The sequence below is a fragment of the Pseudomonas kuykendallii genome, from assembly GCF_900106975.1.
Classification (GTDB): Bacteria; Pseudomonadota; Gammaproteobacteria; order Pseudomonadales; family Pseudomonadaceae; genus Pseudomonas_O; species Pseudomonas_O kuykendallii.
In genome coordinates this window covers 675,080-690,953 of the sequence record NZ_FNNU01000002.1, presented here as the reverse complement: position 1 = coordinate 690,953, position 15,874 = coordinate 675,080, and the positions used below count along the sequence as shown (strand labels likewise).

The following is a 15,874-nucleotide window of genomic DNA, read 5'->3' as shown; positions in this document are numbered from 1 at the left end:
GCACCACCGGGAGCCCTTGGGTACAATTCGCCCCTCTCTCGTACGAGCAACGGAAACGCTTACATGATTGCCTGCCTGCGTCCGCTCTCCGCACTCTGCATCGCCGCCCTGCTGGCCGCCTGCGCGAGCCAGCCCACTTCCAACCTCGGCGAGTTGCCACGCACACCGCAGGCCAGTATCGAACAGCTCCTTCAGCAGGCAGGCTCCGCCAAGCCGGAAGAAGCTGCTTCGCTGAGGCTGTCGGCAGCCGACCTGGCGTACCGGCAGAGCAATCCCGAGCGCGCGGCGCAGATCCTCGATCAGGTTTCGCTGGAGAATCTCAAACCGGCGCAGCAGATCTACGCCAGCACCCTGGCGGCGGAACTCTCACTGGCGCGCGGCCAGCCGAAGTCGGCGCTCAAAGCCCTCGAGCATCCGAGCCTGCAACGCCTGGGCGAGCTTCCGGTGGAGCAACAGGTCCGCACCCAGATGGTCCGCGCCCAGGCGCTGCAGGCCGATGGTCAGGTCCTCGCTGCGGCGCGCGAGCGCGTGTTCATCGCTCCTCTATTGTCGGGACAACAAGCCAGCGACAACCACGAGGCGATCTGGACACTGGTCTCCAGCCTGCCGGACGACCAACTGCAACCGACCGCCGACGCCGACCTCGACGGCTGGCTGGCGTTGGTCCGCGCCACCAAGCCGGCCGGCACGCTGGAGCAGCAGAAGGCCGCGATCAGCGCCTGGCAAGCCCAGCATCCACAGCACCCTGCGGCTCAGCACCTGCCCGAGGCGCTGGTCAAGCTGCAGCAACTGGCCGATCAACCGCTGACCAAGGTCGCCCTGCTGCTGCCCCAGCAAGGCCAACTGGCGTCCGTGGCCCGCGCGCTGCGCGACGGCTTCCTGGCAGCCCAGTTCGAAGCCCAGCAGGCGGGGCAGAATCCGCCCCAGGTGACCTTCTACGACAGCGCGCAACTGACCTCGATGGACGCGTTTTACCGCCAGGCGCAGGCCGATGGCGTGCAGCTGGTAATCGGCCCACTGGAGAAGCCGCTGGTCAAGCAACTCGGCGAACGCCAGCAACTGCCGCTGACCACCCTCGCGCTCAACTACAGTGACCTTGCCCAGGCAGGCCCGCCGCAGTTGTTCCAGTTCGGCCTCGCCGCCGAGGATGAAGCCCGCGAAGTCTCGCGTCGCGCCTGGCAGGACGGCATGCGCCGCGCCGTGGCGCTGGTGCCGCGCGGGGAGTGGGGCGATCGCGTGCTCGATGCCTTCCGCCAGAGCTGGCAGACCGCGGGCGGCACCCTGATCGCCGCCGAACGCGTCGACCAGCCGGTGCAGCTGGCGCAGCAGATCGCCGACCTGTTCCAACTGCGCCAGAGCGAAGCGCGGGCCAAGCGCCTGCAGAATGCGCTGGGCGTCGAGGTGGCGGCGCAGCCCTCGCGCCGCGCCGACGTAGACTTCATCTTCCTCGCCGCCACGCCGCAACAGGCCCAGCAGATCAAGCCGACACTGACGTTCCAGTACGCCGGCGATGTTCCGGTGTACGCGACGTCCCACGTCTATTCCGGCAGCAACGACCAGACGCAGTACCTGGACCTGAACGGCATCCGCTTCTGCGAAACACCCTGGCTGCTCGACACCGGCAACGCACTCCGTCAGCAGGTGAGCAGACAGTGGCCGCAAGCCTCCGGCAGCCTGGGCCGGCTTTACGCCATGGGCGCCGACGCCTATCGCCTGGCGCCTCACCTGGGTCAGCTGAAGGCGCTGCCGGAAAGCAGCATCGACGGCCTGTCCGGTCGCCTGCACCTGAATCCACAGCAGCGCATCGAACGGCAATTGCCCTGGGCCGAATTCCGCGACGGCCGCGTCCAGCGTCTTCCGGACGACACATATTGAGCGACGCCCCCGATCGCCAGGCCAGCGGCCGTAGCGCCGAAGCCAAAGCGCTCCAGCACCTGCAACGCCAGGGCCTGCGGCTGCTGGCGCAGAACTGGTCGTGCCGCCGTGGAGAGCTCGATCTGGTCATGCTCGACGGCGATACAGTAGTATTCGTCGAAGTGCGTTACAGGCGTTACGACGCCTGGGGCGGCGCACTGGAGAGCGTGGACGCACGCAAACGCGCCAAGCTCGTCAGTGCAGCCGAGCACTTCCTGCAAAAGGAGTCGCGCTGGAGCAGGCATCCCTGTCGTTTCGACGTGATCGCCATCCGCGCCGACAGCAATCTCCCTACGGATCTGAACTGGGTCCGCAACGCCTTCGATACCTGAAACGGCCGCCAACTGAAGGTCACTTTCCGATGGACATGCAATCCCGAATTCGCCAGCACTTCCAGGCCAGCATTGAGACCAAGCAGCAGGCCATGGACGTTCTGATTCCGAGCATCGAACAGGCTAGCCAGGCGATGGTTCATGCCCTGCTCAACGAGGGGAAGATCCTCACCTGCGGCAACGGCGGCTCCGCCGGTGACGCCCAGCACTTCTCCTCGGAACTGCTCAACCGTTTCGAGCGCGAGCGCCCCAGCCTTCCGGCGGTGGCGCTGACCACCGACACCTCGACGATCACCTCGATAGCCAACGATTACAGCTACAACGAGATTTTCTCCAAGCAGATACGCGCCTTGGGTCAGCCCGGCGACGTGCTCCTGGCAATCTCCACCAGCGGCAACTCGGCCAACGTCATCCAGGCGATCCAGGCGGCTCACGACCGCGAGATGCAGGTCGTGGCTCTGACCGGCCGCGACGGCGGCGGCATGGCCTCGCTACTGCTGCCGGAAGACGTGGAGATTCGCGTACCGGCGAAAGTTACCGCGCGCATTCAGGAGGTTCACCTGCTGGTGATCCACTGCCTGTGCGACCAGATCGACAGTCAACTGTTCGGGAGTGAAGAATGATCCGGCAACGCCTTTCCCTGCTCGCCATCGCCCTCTGCCTGAGCGTGAGTGGTTGCAGCTCCGTACTCACCGCCACCCGCGACAAGCCTATCGACGACGATCGCGGTACACGCACCATCGGCAGCAAGATCGATGACTCGCTGATCGAAACCAAAGCCGCGGTGAACATCGCCAAGGCCAACCCCGATCTCGACCAGAACTCGCACATCGTCGTCGCCAGCTACAACGGCGTCGTCCTGCTGGCCGGGCAAACGCCCCGAGCCGACCTGAAGAACCTCGCCGAGCAATCCGCCGCCGCCGTGCAGCGCGTCAAGCGCGTACATAACGAACTGCAGGTGCTCCCACCCTCTTCCGCCCTGGCCCGCAGCAACGACTCCTGGCTCACCACCAAGATCAAGACGCAGATGCTCACCGACAGCGTGATCCCCGGCTCGCGAATCAAGGTGATCACCGAAAACGGCATCGTCTACCTGCTGGGCCTGGTGACCCATCAGGAAGCCAACCTTGCCACCAACAAGGTGCAGAGCGTTTCCGGCGTGCAGAAGATCGTCAAACTCTTCGAGTACATCGACTAGTAAGGTGCAGGCATGAAAAAGGCGACCAGAGGGTCGCCTTTTTTCATTTCACCACCTTGAGGCTCGGTCGCCCGCTCGGACGCGGCGGCTCGTCGTCCGGACCGTCACCGTCGTCTGCGGGTTCTTCACCCGGCGCGCTGGTGGGCTCCAGATCGAAGACCATGCCTTGTCCGTTCTCGCGCGCGTAGATCGCCAGAACGGCCGCCGCCGGAATGAACAGGCTGTGGGCGACACCACCAAAACGGCCTTCGAAACTCACCGCCTCGTTGTCCATGTGCATGTGCCGCACCGCGCTGGGCGATACGTTGAGCACGATCTGCCCGTCAGCCGCGTAGCCAGGCGGGACTTGCACCTTGGGGAATTCCGCGTTCACCAGCAGATGAGGTGTGCATTGGTTATCGACGATCCACTCGTAAAGCGCGCGAATCAAATAAGGACGACTGGAGTTCATGAAGGCTCCTTGCTGTTAGCGCATGTCGCGCTCGACGGCAGACAGACTGGCCTTGAAGGCCTCGCGGGCGAATTGGCGCTCCATGTAGTCGAGCAGCGGCTTAGCCGGCCGCGGCAGCTCGATACCCAACAGGGGCAAACGCCAGAGAATCGGAAGCAGGCAGCAATCCACCAGGCTCATCTCCTCACTGAGGAAGTACGGTTTGTCGCCGAACAGCGGCGAAACGCCGGTCAGGCTCTCGCGCAGCTCCTTGCGCGCCTGTACACGCTCTGCCTCCTTGCTGCGCGTGTCGAGTATCCGATCCACCAGCGCGCACCAGTCACGCTGGATGCGGTGAATCAGCAGCCGGGTATTGGCCCGTGCGACCGGATAGACCGGCATCAACGGCGGATGAGGATACCGCTCTTCGAGATATTCCATCACCACCGTGGACTCGTACAAGGCCAGATCGCGATCGACCAGAGTCGGCACACTGCCATAGGGGTTGGCTTCAGCCAAGCGTGGCGGGCAGCGCCCGGGCTGAACCTCGATGATCTCCGCCGCTATTCCCTTTTCCGCAAGCACCAGGCGCACGCGATGGCAGTAATGGTCTGCGGGGTCGGAATAGCAAGCCAACCGATTGGTTACGCTCATGGCGCTCCTCCTCGCTTGAAATAAAAAGGGCAGAAAACACAGCGCGCCCAATAAGGGCGCGCGCGTTGGATCAGATGAATCGCTCAGCGAATCAATGCACGTCTTTCCAGTATTCGCGCTTGAGCAGGTAGGCGAACACGAAGAAGAAGGCAAGATACAGCAGCACGTAGGTGCCGATGCGCTGGCTTTCCAGTTTGACCGGGTTGGCCGAGTAAGCGAGGAAGGTCACGAGATTCTTGACCGTTTCATCGAACTGCTCTTCGGTTTGGGCACCGGTATTCGGAAGGACGGTGAGCTGGTCGCACGCCTCGTGGGTAATCGGCGTGCCGGTGAGCGGATCGAACTGCTTCTTGCCGTCATCGACCAGTTGGACCTGCTTGCAACCCACCACCTGGCGGCCCTGCAGTTTACCCAGCACGTTGGGCATGCCAACGTTCGGGAACACCTTGTTGTTCACACCCCAAGGACGCGCCGGGTCTTCGTAGAAAGCACGCAGGTAGCTGTACAGCCAGTCGTTGCCACGAACGCGGGCGACCAGCGTCAGATCCGGCGGCGCGGCGCCGAACCAGACCTTGGCGTCGGCCGGATGCATGCCGTTCTTCATGTGGTCGCCGATCTTGGCACCGGTGAGCACCACGTTCTCCAGCATCACTTCTTCGGGAATGCCGAGATCCTTGGCCACGCGCTCGTAACGCTGGAACTGCGCACTGTGGCAGCCCATGCAGTAGTTGGCGAACGTGCGCAAACCGTCCTGCATGGCAGCCTTGTCGGACAGGTCGACATCGACCTTGTCTAGATGGACGTCATGACCACCAGCGGCAAAGGTGAATACCGGCAGGATTGCAAAAATCAGTGCAGCGAGTTGCTTTTTCATCAGCCATTCACCCTTTCCGGAACCGGTTTGGTCTTCTCGAGCTTGGTATAGAACGGCATCAGGATGAAGTACGCGAAATACAGAACGGTACAGATCCGAGATGCCAAGGTGCGCTCCGGAGTCGGAGCCAGCACGCCAAGCACGCCCAGAATGACGAAGGCGATGCAGAAAACTGCCAGCCACACCTTGCTCAACCAACCCTTGTACATCATCGACTTGACCGGGCTACGGTCGAGCCAGGGCAGCACGAACAGCACGGCAATCGCCGCCCCCATGGCGATGACGCCCATGAGCTTGTCCGGAACGGCGCGGAGAATCGCGTAGAACGGCGTGAAGTACCACACCGGAGCGATGTGCTCGGGCGTCTTGAAGGCGTTGGCCACTTCGAAGTTGGGCTTCTCGAGGAAATACCCACCCATTTCCGGGAAGAAGAAGATCACCGCGCAGAACACGAAGAGGAAGACCACTACGCCGACGATGTCCTTGACGGTGTAGTAGGGATGGAAAGGAATCCCGTCGAGCGGAATGCCGTTCTCGTCCTTCTTCTTCTTGATGTCCACACCCTGCGGGTTGTTCGACCCGACTTCGTGCAACGCCAGGATGTGCAGCACAACCAGACCGAGAAGAACGATCGGCAGTGCGATCACGTGCAACGCGAAGAAGCGGTTGAGGGTGATGCCGGAGATCAGGTAGTCGCCGCGAATCCACTGGGTCAGGTCATCGCCGATCACTGGGATGGCACCGAACAGCGAAATGATCACCTGCGCGCCCCAGTACGACATCTGGCCCCACGGCAGCAGATAGCCCATGAAGGCCTCGGCCATCAGCGCGAGGTAGATCATCATGCCGAAGATCCAGACCAGCTCGCGTGGCTTCTGGTACGAACCATAAAGCAGGCCGCGGAACATGTGCAGGTAGACCACCACGAAAAACGCCGAGGCACCCGTCGAGTGCATGTAGCGGATGATCCAGCCGTACTCCACGTCGCGCATGATGTATTCGACGGAAGCGAAGGCTTCCTCGGCGGACGGCGTGAAGCTCATGGTCAGCCAGACACCGGTCAGAATCTGGTTGACAAGCACCAGCAGCGCCAGGGAGCCAAAGAAATAGAAGAAGTTGAAGTTCTTCGGTGCGTAGTACTTGGACAGATGGTCTTCCCACATCTTGGTCGCGGGGAAGCGCGCATCGACCCATTCCATGAATTTGCTCATCAGGCTTTCTCCTGGTCCACACCGACGACGATCACTGCATCCGATTCGTAGGAATGCGGCGGTACCGGCAGGTTCAAGGGAGCAGGTTGCGATTTGTAGACGCGACCGGCCAGGTCATATTTGGAACCATGGCATGGGCAGAAGTAACCACCGACCCATTCAGCCCCCAGGTCGGCGGGAGCGACTTCCGGACGATACGACGGGGAGCACCCAAGGTGCGTGCAGAGCCCCACGAGAATGAGAATTTCCGGCTTGATCGAACGCAGTTTCGGATCGACGTAGGACGGTTGAACCGACGCCTTGGACTCCGGGTCCGCCACGTTGGCAGCCACCTTGTCCAGATTCTTCAGAATCTCCTCGGTGCGGCGAACGATGAACACCGGCTGGCCGCGCCACTCAGCAATCATTTGCTGACCCGGCTCGATCTTGCTGATGTTCACCTTCACCGGTGCGCCTGCGGCCTTGGCCTTGGCGCTTGGGAACCACGATCCCACAAACGGGACCGCGGCACCCGCCGCTCCTGCAGCACCCACCACGGAGGTGGCTGCTACGAGGAAGCGACGCCGGCCAGCATTCACGCCGTCATTGCTCATTAAGTCGTCTCCCATCAGCTTTGTGGCCTGTTGGTTCAGGCATCTACTAGGTAAATTTCGGGTCGCGCAAAAAGTTGCCAGATGGTAAAGAAAAGCCCCTTTTCTGACAAGGTAATTACCTGACCCAAATCAGCTGAACGCCTTGTGCGACGGGGACTCCAACGATGCGTCAAGTTGTCACACCAAAAGCGATCGCGCATAAAAAAACGCCCAGATCCGCAAGGAGATGGGCGTTTTTTGAGGTCCAGCGAATTAACGCTTGGAGTACTGCGGACGCTTACGCGCTTTACGCAGACCGACCTTCTTACGTTCGACTTCACGGGCATCGCGAGTAACGAAGCCAGCTTTGCGCAGGGCAGGACGAAGGGACTCGTCGTAGTCCATCAGCGCACGGGTGATGCCGTGGCGAATCGCGCCGGCCTGACCGCTGACACCACCACCGAGAACGGTGACGTAGATGTCGAACTTCTCGACGGTCTCGGTCAGTTCCAGCGGCTGACGAACCACCATGCGGGCGGTTTCGCGACCGAAGAACTGGTCCAGGCTGCGGTTGTTGATAGAGATGTTGCCAGTACCCGGACGCAGGAAGACGCGAGCGGTAGCGGTCTTACGACGGCCAGTGCCGTAATTTTGAGTCGCCGACATAATGAGCTATCCCGTTAAAACTTCAGTTCTTGAGGCTGCTGAGCGGTGTGCGGGTGAGCGGCACCCTTGTACACCTTCAGCTTGCGATACATGTCGCGACCCAGCGGGTTCTTCGGCAGCATGCCTTTGACCGCGGTCTCGATCACACGCTCAGGGGCTTTGGCGATCAGCTTCTCGAAGTTGATCGACTTGATGCCACCCGGGAAACCGGAGTGCGAGTAGTACATTTTGTCGGTGGTTTTGGCACCGGTAACACGAACCTGCTCGGCATTGATCACGACGATGTAGTCGCCGGTATCAACGTGCGGAGTGTATTCGGGCTTGTGCTTGCCACGCAGGCGGCTGGCAATTTCGGTGGCCAGACGACCCAGGGTCTGGCCGGCAGCGTCGACGACGTACCAGTCGCGCTTAACGGTTTCCGGTTTCGCAGTAAAAGTCTTCATTCGTTATAGCCTCAGGGGCCGCCCTGAAAAATAGACGGCGAATCTTACTTAATAGTGCTTGCCCTGACAAGGTCAGGGTCGGCCGGAAACAGACGCTATCGGGGGCTCGGGTCAGCGCGTCCGCTACGGCAAAGGGTTCGGCGGGCTAGGCATCCCCACCTTCAATCCCAACGAGCTAGGCATCCCCGTCGAGAAAGCCGCGGAATTATGCCGATTACTGCAGAAATAGCAACCCGATTTTTCATTTTCGGGCAATGGCTCCGCCTTCAGAACAGCTCCATCGTCCGCGACTCCGCCCCCGGCATCGGTCCTCGGCGGGACGCCAGGCGGTCGGCCAGACGCGTCGGCTCCGGCAATCGATAGCCGCGTCCCCAGCCAAGAACCAACTCGACAGCCGACTGCATGGAGACCCGATGCCCCGGAGAAACGATCAGCGGACGCACGCCGTCCTTGCTGCGCAGGACCCAACCAATCATGTCTCCCCGATGCTCGAGCGGCACCTTCGCGCCTCGCTGGACGCCCAGCTCGCCGTGCTCGCCACAGAGGATGTTCTTCGCCACGCCAATCGTCGGTAGCCCCGTTACCACGCCCAGATGCGAGGCTATCCCCAGGCGTCGAGGATGAGCGATCCCCTGGCCGTCGCAGACGATCAGATCCGGCACCCGCGGCAGCGATTCCAGCACCGCCAGCAATGCCGGCAGCTCGCGGAAGGACAACAGGCCCGGCACATAGGGCATGCTGGTGGGAACCCGAGCCACGGACTGCGCCACGGGCAGCAGCGTCTGCGCGTCGAGGAGCACCGCCGCGGCGCGAGTGACGGCGCCGCCCTCCTCGAAACCGACGTCGACACCGGCGATCACCTGCAGTGGCGGATAGTCATCGACGATACGAACCTGCCCGGCGAGCGCGGTCTGCAGGGCACGGGCGCTGGCCACGCTGCCGTCCCAGTCCTGGAACACTGAATTCGCCGAAGTGACGACCTCGGACATGCGCTTCTCCTCTGTGATCCGGATTTGACGAGCGCATGGCCGACGGGTTCGCTAGAGCGTGCGCGCGATGATTTCCTTCATGATCTCGTTGGTGCCGGCGTAGATGCGCTGCACCCGAGCGTCGGCCCAGGCGCGGGCAACCGGGTATTCCCACATGAAGCCGTAACCGCCATGCAACTGCACGCACTCGTCGAGCACCTTGCATTGCAGGTCGGTGCTCCAGTACTTGAGCATCGCCGCCGTCGGCACGTCGAGCTTGCCGTCCAGGTGCAGTTCGAGACAGCGATCGAGGAACACCCGACCGATCTGTATTTCAGTGGCCATTTCGGCGAGCTTGAAACGGGTGTTCTGGAAATCCGCGATGGCCTTGCCGAACGCCTTGCGCTCGCGGGTGTAATCCAGCGTCCACTTCAGCGCCGCCTCGGCCGAGGCCATGGCGCCGATACCGACAGTGAGGCGCTCCTGAGGCAGTTCCTGCATCAGGTAGGCGAAGCCCATTCCGGCCTGGCCGAGGAGGTTTTCCTTCGGCACCCGTACATCCTGGAAGAACAGCTCGGAGGTGTCCTGTGCCTTCATGCCGACCTTTTCCAGGCGCTTGCCCTTGGAAAAGCCGGGCGTTCCCGCCTCGACCAGGAACAGGCTGGTACCCTTGGCGCCCGCCTTGGGATCGGTCTTGGCGACGACGATCACCAGGTCGGCGAGAAAACCGTTGGTGATGAAGGTCTTCGAGCCGTTGATGACGTACTCGTCGCCATCCGCCACCGCGGTGGTCTTGACGCCCTGCAGGTCGGACCCGGCGCCCGGCTCGGTCATCGCGATGGCCGTGACCAGTTCGCCCGTCACCATCCGCGGCAGGTACTTCTGTTTCAGCGCCTCACTGCCGTAATGCAGGATGTAAGGCGCGACGATGTCCGAATGCAGCGAGAAGCCGATACCGGTCAGGCCCAGCCGGCCGACCTCTTCGATCACCACGGTGCTGTAGAGAAAATCCGCCGCCATGCCGCCGTATTCCTCCGGCAGATGCGAGCAGAGCATCCCCGCCTCGCCGGCCTTGTTCCAGAGGCTCCGATCGACGTGACCGTCCTTCTCCCACTGTGCGTGAAACGGCACCGCCTCCTGTTCGAGGAACTTGCGCACGCTGTCGCGAAAGAGTTCGTGGTCGGAATTGAACGGAGTTCTGGGAATCATCGGATCACCTTCGGATGCGTCTGTTATTGGAGTTGTAGGCAGCATGAGCCCGAGACTGTAGGCCACGCCGACCCGCTACACACTGGACACAAGCGACAAAAAATAAGACGATCCTGCCGGAAACTGACGCTTATACCCCACTATTTACCTATAAGAACAAGAGCATGCCCAACGCGACCTCCGTGCCCCTGCGGGTCAGTATTCTCGCCACCGAAGGCTCCTTCGGCTCGACGCTGATGCAGGCAAAAGACTTCTTCCACATGGCCAGCGTGCGCCACGGCAAGCAGCTCGGCCTGGGCCCTACGCTGGAGATCCAGCTGGTGAGCCCCGACGGCCGCCCGGTACGAAGCTTCAGCGACGTCAGCATCCCGGTGAATGGAGGACTGCAAGCCGCCGACGCGATCATCCTGCCAGCGTTCTGGGGCAACTTCGACGCGCTGCGCGAGCGACATCCGCAGGTTCTTCAGTGGTTGCGCGACTGCCACGCCGCCGGAGGCGCCATCTGCGGCGAGGCCACCGGAGTGTTCTGGATGGCCGAGGCCGGGCTGCTCGATGGCAAGGAAGCGACCACCTACTGGCGCTTCCATGAGGAGTTCGCCCGCCGTTATCCGCGCGTGCAACTGAACCAGGACAAGCACCTCACCGACGCCGACAACCTCTACTGCGCCGGCGGCGTGACCTCCGCCTGCGACCTCTACATCTACCTGATCGAACGTTTCTGCGGCGCCGCCGTGGCACAGGGCGTGTCGCGCGACATCCTCTTCGAGGTGCAACGCAGCTACACGCCGGGGAGGATCGGCTTCGGCGGGCAGAAGCTGCACCAGGACGTCGCCGTGCTGCAGATTCAGCACTGGCTGGAGGAGCACTTCGCCGACAAGTTCCGTTTCGAGGACGTCGCCCGCGAACACGGCATGAGCATTCGCAATTTCATGCGCCGCTTCCAGGCCGCCACCGGCGACAAACCGCTGCATTACCTGCAACGCCTGCGCATCGAGACGGCCAAGGGCCTGCTCTCGGCGACGCGCAAGAGCATCAAGACGATCAGCTACGAAGTGGGTTACGACGACGCGAGCTTCTTCGCCCGCCTCTTCCGCCAGCACACCGAGCTGTCGCCGAACCGCTATCGGCAGCAGTTCCACCGCAAGGACGCGTGAGCATTCGGGAAGAAAAGGATTCCGGCCGGCGCGGCGAGCAGACGCGCGCCGCGCAACGGGTCAGGGACGGTGCGGGCGCGCGAGGAACTCGTGCGACTGCATTTCCAGCAGACGGCTGAGGGTGCGCTGGAACTCGAAGGTCAGCCGGCCGCCGCTGTAGAGGTCCTTCAACTCGACCTCAGCGGAGAGGATGAGCTTGACGTTGCGGTCGTAGAACTCGTCCACCAGGTTGATGAAGCGGCGCGCCATGTCGTCCTTCGCGGCGTCCATCTTCTCGACCTTGGAAACCAGCACCGCGTGGTAGATCTTGCCCAGCTCGATGTAGTCGTTCTGGCTGCGCGGGCCGTCGCAGATATCGCGGAAGTCGAACCAGGCGACGTCCTGGCAGACCCGGCGCGCATGGATCGCGCGGTTCTCGATCATCAGGTCGACATCGTCCTCGGCGTGCTCGCAGTCGTGCAGCAAGCTGACGAAGCTCTGCGCCATGAGCGCATCGACCTCGGCGGAAAGCGGCCAGTGGAACAGCTCGGCCTGCTCCAGCGCGCGCAGGCGGTAGTCGACGCCGCTGTCGACGTTGACGATCTCGGTGTGCTTCTTCAACAGCTCGATGGCGGGCAGGAAGCGCGCGCGCTGCAGGCCGTCCTTGTAGAGGCCGTCGGGGACGATGTTGGAAGTCGCCACCAGGCTCACGCCGTTCTTGAACAGCTCCTCGAGCAGGGTCGCCAGGATCATCGCGTCGGTGATGTCGGAGACGAAGAACTCGTCGAAGCAGATCACCCGGCTCTCGTCGGCGAAACGCTTGCCGATGATGGTCAGCGGGTTCTTCTCGCCCTTGAGGGTCTTCATTTCCTCATGCACGCGCTTCATGAAGCGGTGGAAGTGCGTGCGGGTCTTTTCCTTGAACGGCAACGCGTCGAAGAAGGTATCGACCAGGTAGGTCTTGCCGCGGCCGACGCCGCCCCAGAAGTACAGGCCCTTGATCGGCCCCTGGCGCTTCTTGCCGAACAGCTTGCCCAGCAGGCCGGATTTGTTCTGCTCCGCCACCAGATCGTCATACAGGCGTTGCAGATGCCGCACGGCTGTTTCCTGCGCCGCATCGTGGAAGAAGTCGGGACGTTTCAGGTCAGCCTGATAGCGCTCAAGAGGGGTCATGGCCGAGTCGGGGTCGTGAAGCGGGGCCGACACTTTAGCGGCGGCCTCCGGGGTTGGCAATTGGCTGAGGTCGTTCAAGGCACTGTCCTCACGGTTGCAGGTAAGGCGGACGGTTGCCAGCGATGAGGGCGCCGCGAGGACCGCGGCGCTGCGTGGCGCAGGTCGTTGGAGAACGCGCGCGCCACTATGTTCCGTCAGGCGGCGAGGCTGGCGAGCGCCTCGCGCAGCCGCGCCATGCCGGCATCACGCTGCGACGCGTCGGCGTAGGCCGGACTCTGCGCCAGCAGCTCGCCATCGAGCCACAGCGCGAAGCGATTGGCACCGGCGCGCAGGTCGAGCGCGTCGGCGCCCTCCTCGACCACGCGCTGGCTGGCGGCACCCGCCGCCTTGGGGTCGGCGAAGGCACGCGAGAGCAGCAGTTCTTCGCCATCGGCGGCGAGCAAGCGGAAGTGGAAGCTGCCGTCGCGCTCGCGGAAGCTGACGAACCGCGCACCCTTGGCGGCCTTCTTCCTGCCGCCGGCAGGGCCCTGTGCCTGGCTGCGGAACGAGCGCAGGCCGACCGACTCGCGCAACTGCTCGAGGAACGGCGTGGCGGTTCTGCGCGCCTTGGCGGCGCCGGCAAGGAGGATGTCCTCCAGATCGGACGGACGCTCGACCAGCGCGTGGTAGCGTTCGCGCGCCTCGCCGAGCTCGTCGTCGAGCAGCTGGAACAGGCGCTGCTTGGCTTCGCCCCAGGCCAGGCCGCTGAGCAGCTCGTCACGGAAAGCCGCCTGCTGGGTGGGCGTGGCGAAGCCCTGGTAGAGGGTGAACAGGTGCGAGTTGTCCGGGTCCTTCGGCTCGCCGGGGGCGCGCGAGTCGGTGACGATGCGGGCGATGGCATCCTTGAGCTGCCTGGCGCTGCCGAACAGCGGGATGGTGTTGTCGTAGCTCTTCGACATCTTGCGCCCGTCCAGGCCCGGCAGCGTCGCCACGCCCTCCTCGATCACCGCCTCGGGCAGGGTGAAGAGCTCCTTGCCGGCACCGAACAGGTGATTGAAGCGCTGGCCGATGTCGCGGGCCATTTCCACGTGCTGAATCTGGTCACGCCCGACCGGCACCTTGTGCGCATTGAACATCAGGATGTCGGCGGCCATCAGGATCGGGTAGCTGAACAGGCCCATGGTCACGCCGGCATCCGGGTCCTCGCCGTTCTCCAGGTTCTTGTCCACCGACGCCTTGTAGGCGTGCGCCCGGTTGAGCAGGCCCTTGCCGGCGACACAGGTGAGCAGCCAGGTCAGCTCGGGGATTTCCGGGATGTCCGACTGCCGGTAGAAGGTCGCGCGCTCGGGGTCCAGCCCACAGGCCAGCCAGGTGGCGGCGATCTCCAGGCGCGAGCGCTGGATGCGCAGCGGGTCGTCGCACTTGATCAGCGCGTGGTAGTCGGCGAGGAAATAGAACGAATCCGCCTGCGGATCGCGGCTGGCGACGATCGCCGGGCGAATGGCGCCGGCGTAGTTGCCCAGGTGCGGCGTGCCGGTGGTGGTGATTCCGGTGAGGATGCGTGTGGTCATGGCGTTCGCTTGTTGGCGGCGTTCGGTCAGAGGCGAGGCAGCAGCAGATCTTTCAGATCGGTCAGTTTGCCGTGAAAAAAGTGGCCGCATTCTGCCACTTTCAGCAGCTCATGGGCACGCGCCTGCGCAGCGCTCCAGTCGAACACCCGCTGCGGCTCGATCACCTCGTCCTGCTCCGGCTGGATCAGGGTGATCTGCCCGTGCGACGGCAGGACGAAGTCGGCACCCAGGCGCATCACTGCCGGCGCGATCATGAACACCTTCTGCACGGCGATGCCGCGGGCCTCGAGGCGCGCCGCCAGGCTGGCCACGACGAAGCCGCCGAAGGAGAAGCCGAGCAGCGTCAGCGGCAATCCCGGATGCTGTGCCAGCAGCCAGTCGGCCGCGGCCTCGGCATCGTCCACTTCGCCCTCGCGCATGTCCGAGGCGCCGGCACTGGCACCGACGCCGCGGTAATTGAAACGCAACGTCGTGTAGCCAGAATCGCGGGCGGAACGCTGCAGGGTGGAAACCACCTTGTTCAGCATGGTGCCGCCCTGGATCGGATTGGGATGGCAGACCAGCGCCAGGCCACGGGCCTCGGGCAGGTCGAGGTGAAGGGCTTCGAGTTGGCCGCAGGGGCCGTCGAGCAGCAAGGGGGTTTCGCGGCTGAGCAAGGGGGAACTCCGTGACCTCGTGGCGGGTCGACTCGTCTTGGTTGAACCCCGGCGGATTTCAGCGGAGTGCGCGAAAAACCACCGGGCAGGGGGATCGCGAGATCCCTCGATCGCATCCGGCGTCGCGGTCATGAAAGCCGCGACGACAAGCCTGGCGACACGCATCGCGGTATACAGCCCAGGCCCGAGCCGGTAACGTAAAGCAAAGCCGTTTATAGAGGAAGGACTCGTGGAACAGACGCTTACGGCCTGGTTGCTACCGGCCCTCACCCTGCTCGCCGGCATCGCCATCGGTTTTCTGGTCGCCCGCCTGCTGCCGCACGCCGCGCCCAATCGCACGCAGCGTCAACTCGACGATCTGCAGGAACGCTTCGATACCTACCAGAGCGAAGTGGTCACCCACTTCAACACCACCGCCGGCCTGGTGAAGAAACTCACCCAGAGCTATCAGGACGTGCAGGAGCACCTGTCCGACGGCGCCAACCGTCTGGCCCTGGACGAGCTGACGCGCCAGCGCCTGCTCGCCGCGCTGCACGCCGACGAAGCCTACAGCCCGCGCGAACGCCTGACGCCGCCGGCGAGCGTGGAAGTGCCGAAGGACTACGCGCCGAAAAGCGCCGATACCGCCGGCACCCTGGCCGAAGGCTACGGGCTGAAGAATCGCCACTGACGTCGCAAACTGGTTGACGAAAGCCCCGCCAATGCGGGGCTTTTTGTTGGCCGCACGCGGTGAAACCGGCACCACGGAAGCTCGCCTGGCGCCTGACGCCTGACGCCTGACGAGAAGCGCGGCACCCGAGGCGCGCTCCAGACACGAAAAAGCCCCGCACGAGCGGGGCTTTTTTGGCGTACGGCGTTTCAGAACCTGTCCGGCGATCCCGCGGCTTTCAA

Annotated in this window: 18 protein-coding genes; 6 read left to right on the top strand and 12 right to left on the bottom strand. The window is 63.4% G+C overall.

Going from position 1 to position 15,874, the window contains the following annotated elements; all coding sequences use genetic code 11:
* Positions 1–63 precede the first annotated feature (63 nt).
* From BLV15_RS08385 to BLV15_RS08370, 4 genes are read left to right on the top strand one after another with little or no spacing between them, the layout of a single operon-like run.
* On the top strand, positions 64–1,875 hold the full coding sequence (locus BLV15_RS08385; protein ID WP_090226535.1) for a penicillin-binding protein activator: 1,812 nt from the start codon (positions 64–66) through the stop codon (positions 1,873–1,875).
* A complete protein-coding gene (locus tag BLV15_RS08380) occupies positions 1,872–2,246 on the top strand; it encodes a YraN family protein (protein ID WP_090226533.1) in 375 nt (124 codons plus the stop codon). Before BLV15_RS08385 ends, BLV15_RS08380 begins: the two co-directional genes overlap by 4 nt.
* Positions 2,247–2,275: 29 nt before the next feature.
* On the top strand, positions 2,276–2,869 hold the full coding sequence (locus tag BLV15_RS08375) for a phosphoheptose isomerase (RefSeq protein ID WP_090226530.1): 594 nt from the start codon (positions 2,276–2,278) through the stop codon (positions 2,867–2,869).
* Positions 2,866–3,444, top strand: coding sequence for a BON domain-containing protein (locus tag BLV15_RS08370; protein WP_090226527.1), 579 nt, complete (start codon positions 2,866–2,868; stop codon positions 3,442–3,444). Before BLV15_RS08375 ends, BLV15_RS08370 begins: the two co-directional genes overlap by 4 nt.
* A 43-nt stretch (positions 3,445–3,487) precedes the next feature.
* Here BLV15_RS08370 and BLV15_RS08365 read toward each other — a convergent pair whose 3' ends face one another.
* The 9 genes from BLV15_RS08365 to BLV15_RS08325 all read right to left on the bottom strand — a co-directional run bounded on the left by BLV15_RS08365 (position 3,488) and on the right by BLV15_RS08325 (position 10,471).
* Complete coding sequence (locus BLV15_RS08365) at positions 3,488–3,895, bottom strand: ClpXP protease specificity-enhancing factor (RefSeq protein WP_090226526.1); 408 nt, start codon at positions 3,893–3,895, stop codon at positions 3,488–3,490.
* Between the two features lie 15 nt (positions 3,896–3,910).
* Positions 3,911–4,528: a glutathione S-transferase N-terminal domain-containing protein gene (locus BLV15_RS08360; RefSeq protein WP_090226524.1), complete on the bottom strand. Its 618-nt coding sequence runs from the start codon at positions 4,526–4,528 to the stop codon at positions 3,911–3,913.
* A gap of 91 nt (positions 4,529–4,619) precedes the next feature.
* Positions 4,620–5,402: a cytochrome c1 gene (locus BLV15_RS08355; protein ID WP_090226522.1), complete on the bottom strand. Its 783-nt coding sequence runs from the start codon at positions 5,400–5,402 to the stop codon at positions 4,620–4,622.
* Positions 5,402–6,613 (bottom strand): cytochrome b, encoded by a 1,212-nt coding sequence (locus BLV15_RS08350; protein ID WP_090226519.1) that lies wholly within the window; start codon positions 6,611–6,613, stop codon positions 5,402–5,404. Before BLV15_RS08350 ends, BLV15_RS08355 begins: the two co-directional genes overlap by 1 nt.
* Entirely contained in the window at positions 6,613–7,206 is a 594-nt protein-coding gene (gene petA / locus BLV15_RS08345) for a ubiquinol-cytochrome c reductase iron-sulfur subunit (RefSeq protein WP_090226516.1), read from the bottom strand. The genes BLV15_RS08350 and petA overlap by 1 nt, the downstream gene beginning before the upstream one ends.
* A 252-nt stretch (positions 7,207–7,458) precedes the next feature.
* Positions 7,459–7,851, bottom strand: a complete 393-nt coding sequence (rpsI, locus tag BLV15_RS08340) for a 30S ribosomal protein S9 (RefSeq protein ID WP_090226514.1) — start codon at positions 7,849–7,851, stop codon at positions 7,459–7,461.
* 14 nt (positions 7,852–7,865) lie between these two features.
* Positions 7,866–8,294, bottom strand: a complete 429-nt coding sequence (rplM, locus tag BLV15_RS08335) for a 50S ribosomal protein L13 (protein WP_090226511.1) — start codon at positions 8,292–8,294, stop codon at positions 7,866–7,868.
* 266 nt (positions 8,295–8,560) lie between these two features.
* A complete protein-coding gene (gene nfi, locus BLV15_RS08330; protein ID WP_090226508.1) occupies positions 8,561–9,283 on the bottom strand; it encodes a deoxyribonuclease V in 723 nt (240 codons plus the stop codon).
* A gap of 51 nt (positions 9,284–9,334) precedes the next feature.
* Entirely contained in the window at positions 9,335–10,471 is a 1,137-nt protein-coding gene (locus tag BLV15_RS08325; RefSeq protein ID WP_090226505.1) for an acyl-CoA dehydrogenase family protein, read from the bottom strand.
* A gap of 260 nt (positions 10,472–10,731) precedes the next feature.
* On the opposite strand from BLV15_RS08325, the gene BLV15_RS08320 reads away from it, so the two are divergent.
* Positions 10,732–11,625, top strand: coding sequence for a GlxA family transcriptional regulator (locus BLV15_RS08320; protein ID WP_175534334.1), 894 nt, complete (start codon positions 10,732–10,734; stop codon positions 11,623–11,625).
* A gap of 60 nt (positions 11,626–11,685) precedes the next feature.
* On the opposite strand, the gene zapE is transcribed toward BLV15_RS08320, so the two are convergent.
* The 3 genes from zapE to BLV15_RS08305 form a co-directional block, all read right to left on the bottom strand.
* Positions 11,686–12,777 (bottom strand): cell division protein ZapE, encoded by a 1,092-nt coding sequence (gene zapE / locus BLV15_RS08315; RefSeq protein ID WP_090226500.1) that lies wholly within the window; start codon positions 12,775–12,777, stop codon positions 11,686–11,688.
* Between the two features lie 194 nt (positions 12,778–12,971).
* The gene (locus BLV15_RS08310) at positions 12,972–14,327 is read right to left on the bottom strand and encodes a tryptophan--tRNA ligase (RefSeq protein WP_090226497.1); all 1,356 of its coding nucleotides are present in this window, start codon (positions 14,325–14,327) and stop codon (positions 12,972–12,974) included.
* 26 nt (positions 14,328–14,353) lie between these two features.
* Positions 14,354–14,983, bottom strand: coding sequence for an alpha/beta hydrolase (locus tag BLV15_RS08305; protein ID WP_090226495.1), 630 nt, complete (start codon positions 14,981–14,983; stop codon positions 14,354–14,356).
* 229 nt (positions 14,984–15,212) lie between these two features.
* Here BLV15_RS08305 and BLV15_RS08300 point away from each other — a divergent pair, with 229 nt between their 5' ends.
* Positions 15,213–15,653: a Z-ring associated ZapG family protein gene (locus tag BLV15_RS08300; protein WP_090226492.1), complete on the top strand. Its 441-nt coding sequence runs from the start codon at positions 15,213–15,215 to the stop codon at positions 15,651–15,653.
* The last annotated feature ends 221 nt before the right edge of the window (positions 15,654–15,874 follow it).

Excerpts from the sequence above, each read along its gene's own strand:
- BLV15_RS08385 (WP_090226535.1), top strand. The coding sequence starts at position 64 with ATGATTGCCTGCCTGCGTCCGCTCTCCGCACTCTGCATCGCCGCCCTG.
- BLV15_RS08375 (WP_090226530.1), top strand. The coding sequence starts at position 2,276 with ATGGACATGCAATCCCGAATTCGCCAGCACTTCCAGGCCAGCATTGAG.
- BLV15_RS08370 (WP_090226527.1), top strand. The coding sequence starts at position 2,866 with ATGATCCGGCAACGCCTTTCCCTGCTCGCCATCGCCCTCTGCCTGAGC.
- BLV15_RS08365 (WP_090226526.1), bottom strand. The coding sequence starts at position 3,895 with ATGAACTCCAGTCGTCCTTATTTGATTCGCGCGCTTTACGAGTGGATC.
- BLV15_RS08360 (WP_090226524.1), bottom strand. The coding sequence starts at position 4,528 with ATGAGCGTAACCAATCGGTTGGCTTGCTATTCCGACCCCGCAGACCAT.
- BLV15_RS08355 (WP_090226522.1), bottom strand. The coding sequence starts at position 5,402 with ATGAAAAAGCAACTCGCTGCACTGATTTTTGCAATCCTGCCGGTATTC.
- BLV15_RS08350 (WP_090226519.1), bottom strand. The coding sequence starts at position 6,613 with ATGAGCAAATTCATGGAATGGGTCGATGCGCGCTTCCCCGCGACCAAG.
- petA (WP_090226516.1), bottom strand. The coding sequence starts at position 7,206 with ATGAGCAATGACGGCGTGAATGCTGGCCGGCGTCGCTTCCTCGTAGCA.
- rpsI (WP_090226514.1), bottom strand. The coding sequence starts at position 7,851 with ATGTCGGCGACTCAAAATTACGGCACTGGCCGTCGTAAGACCGCTACC.
- rplM (WP_090226511.1), bottom strand. The coding sequence starts at position 8,294 with ATGAAGACTTTTACTGCGAAACCGGAAACCGTTAAGCGCGACTGGTAC.
- nfi (WP_090226508.1), bottom strand. The coding sequence starts at position 9,283 with ATGTCCGAGGTCGTCACTTCGGCGAATTCAGTGTTCCAGGACTGGGAC.
- BLV15_RS08325 (WP_090226505.1), bottom strand. The coding sequence starts at position 10,471 with ATGATTCCCAGAACTCCGTTCAATTCCGACCACGAACTCTTTCGCGAC.
- BLV15_RS08320 (WP_175534334.1), top strand. The coding sequence starts at position 10,732 with ATGGCCAGCGTGCGCCACGGCAAGCAGCTCGGCCTGGGCCCTACGCTG.
- zapE (WP_090226500.1), bottom strand. The coding sequence starts at position 12,777 with ATGACCCCTCTTGAGCGCTATCAGGCTGACCTGAAACGTCCCGACTTC.
- BLV15_RS08310 (WP_090226497.1), bottom strand. The coding sequence starts at position 14,327 with ATGACCACACGCATCCTCACCGGAATCACCACCACCGGCACGCCGCAC.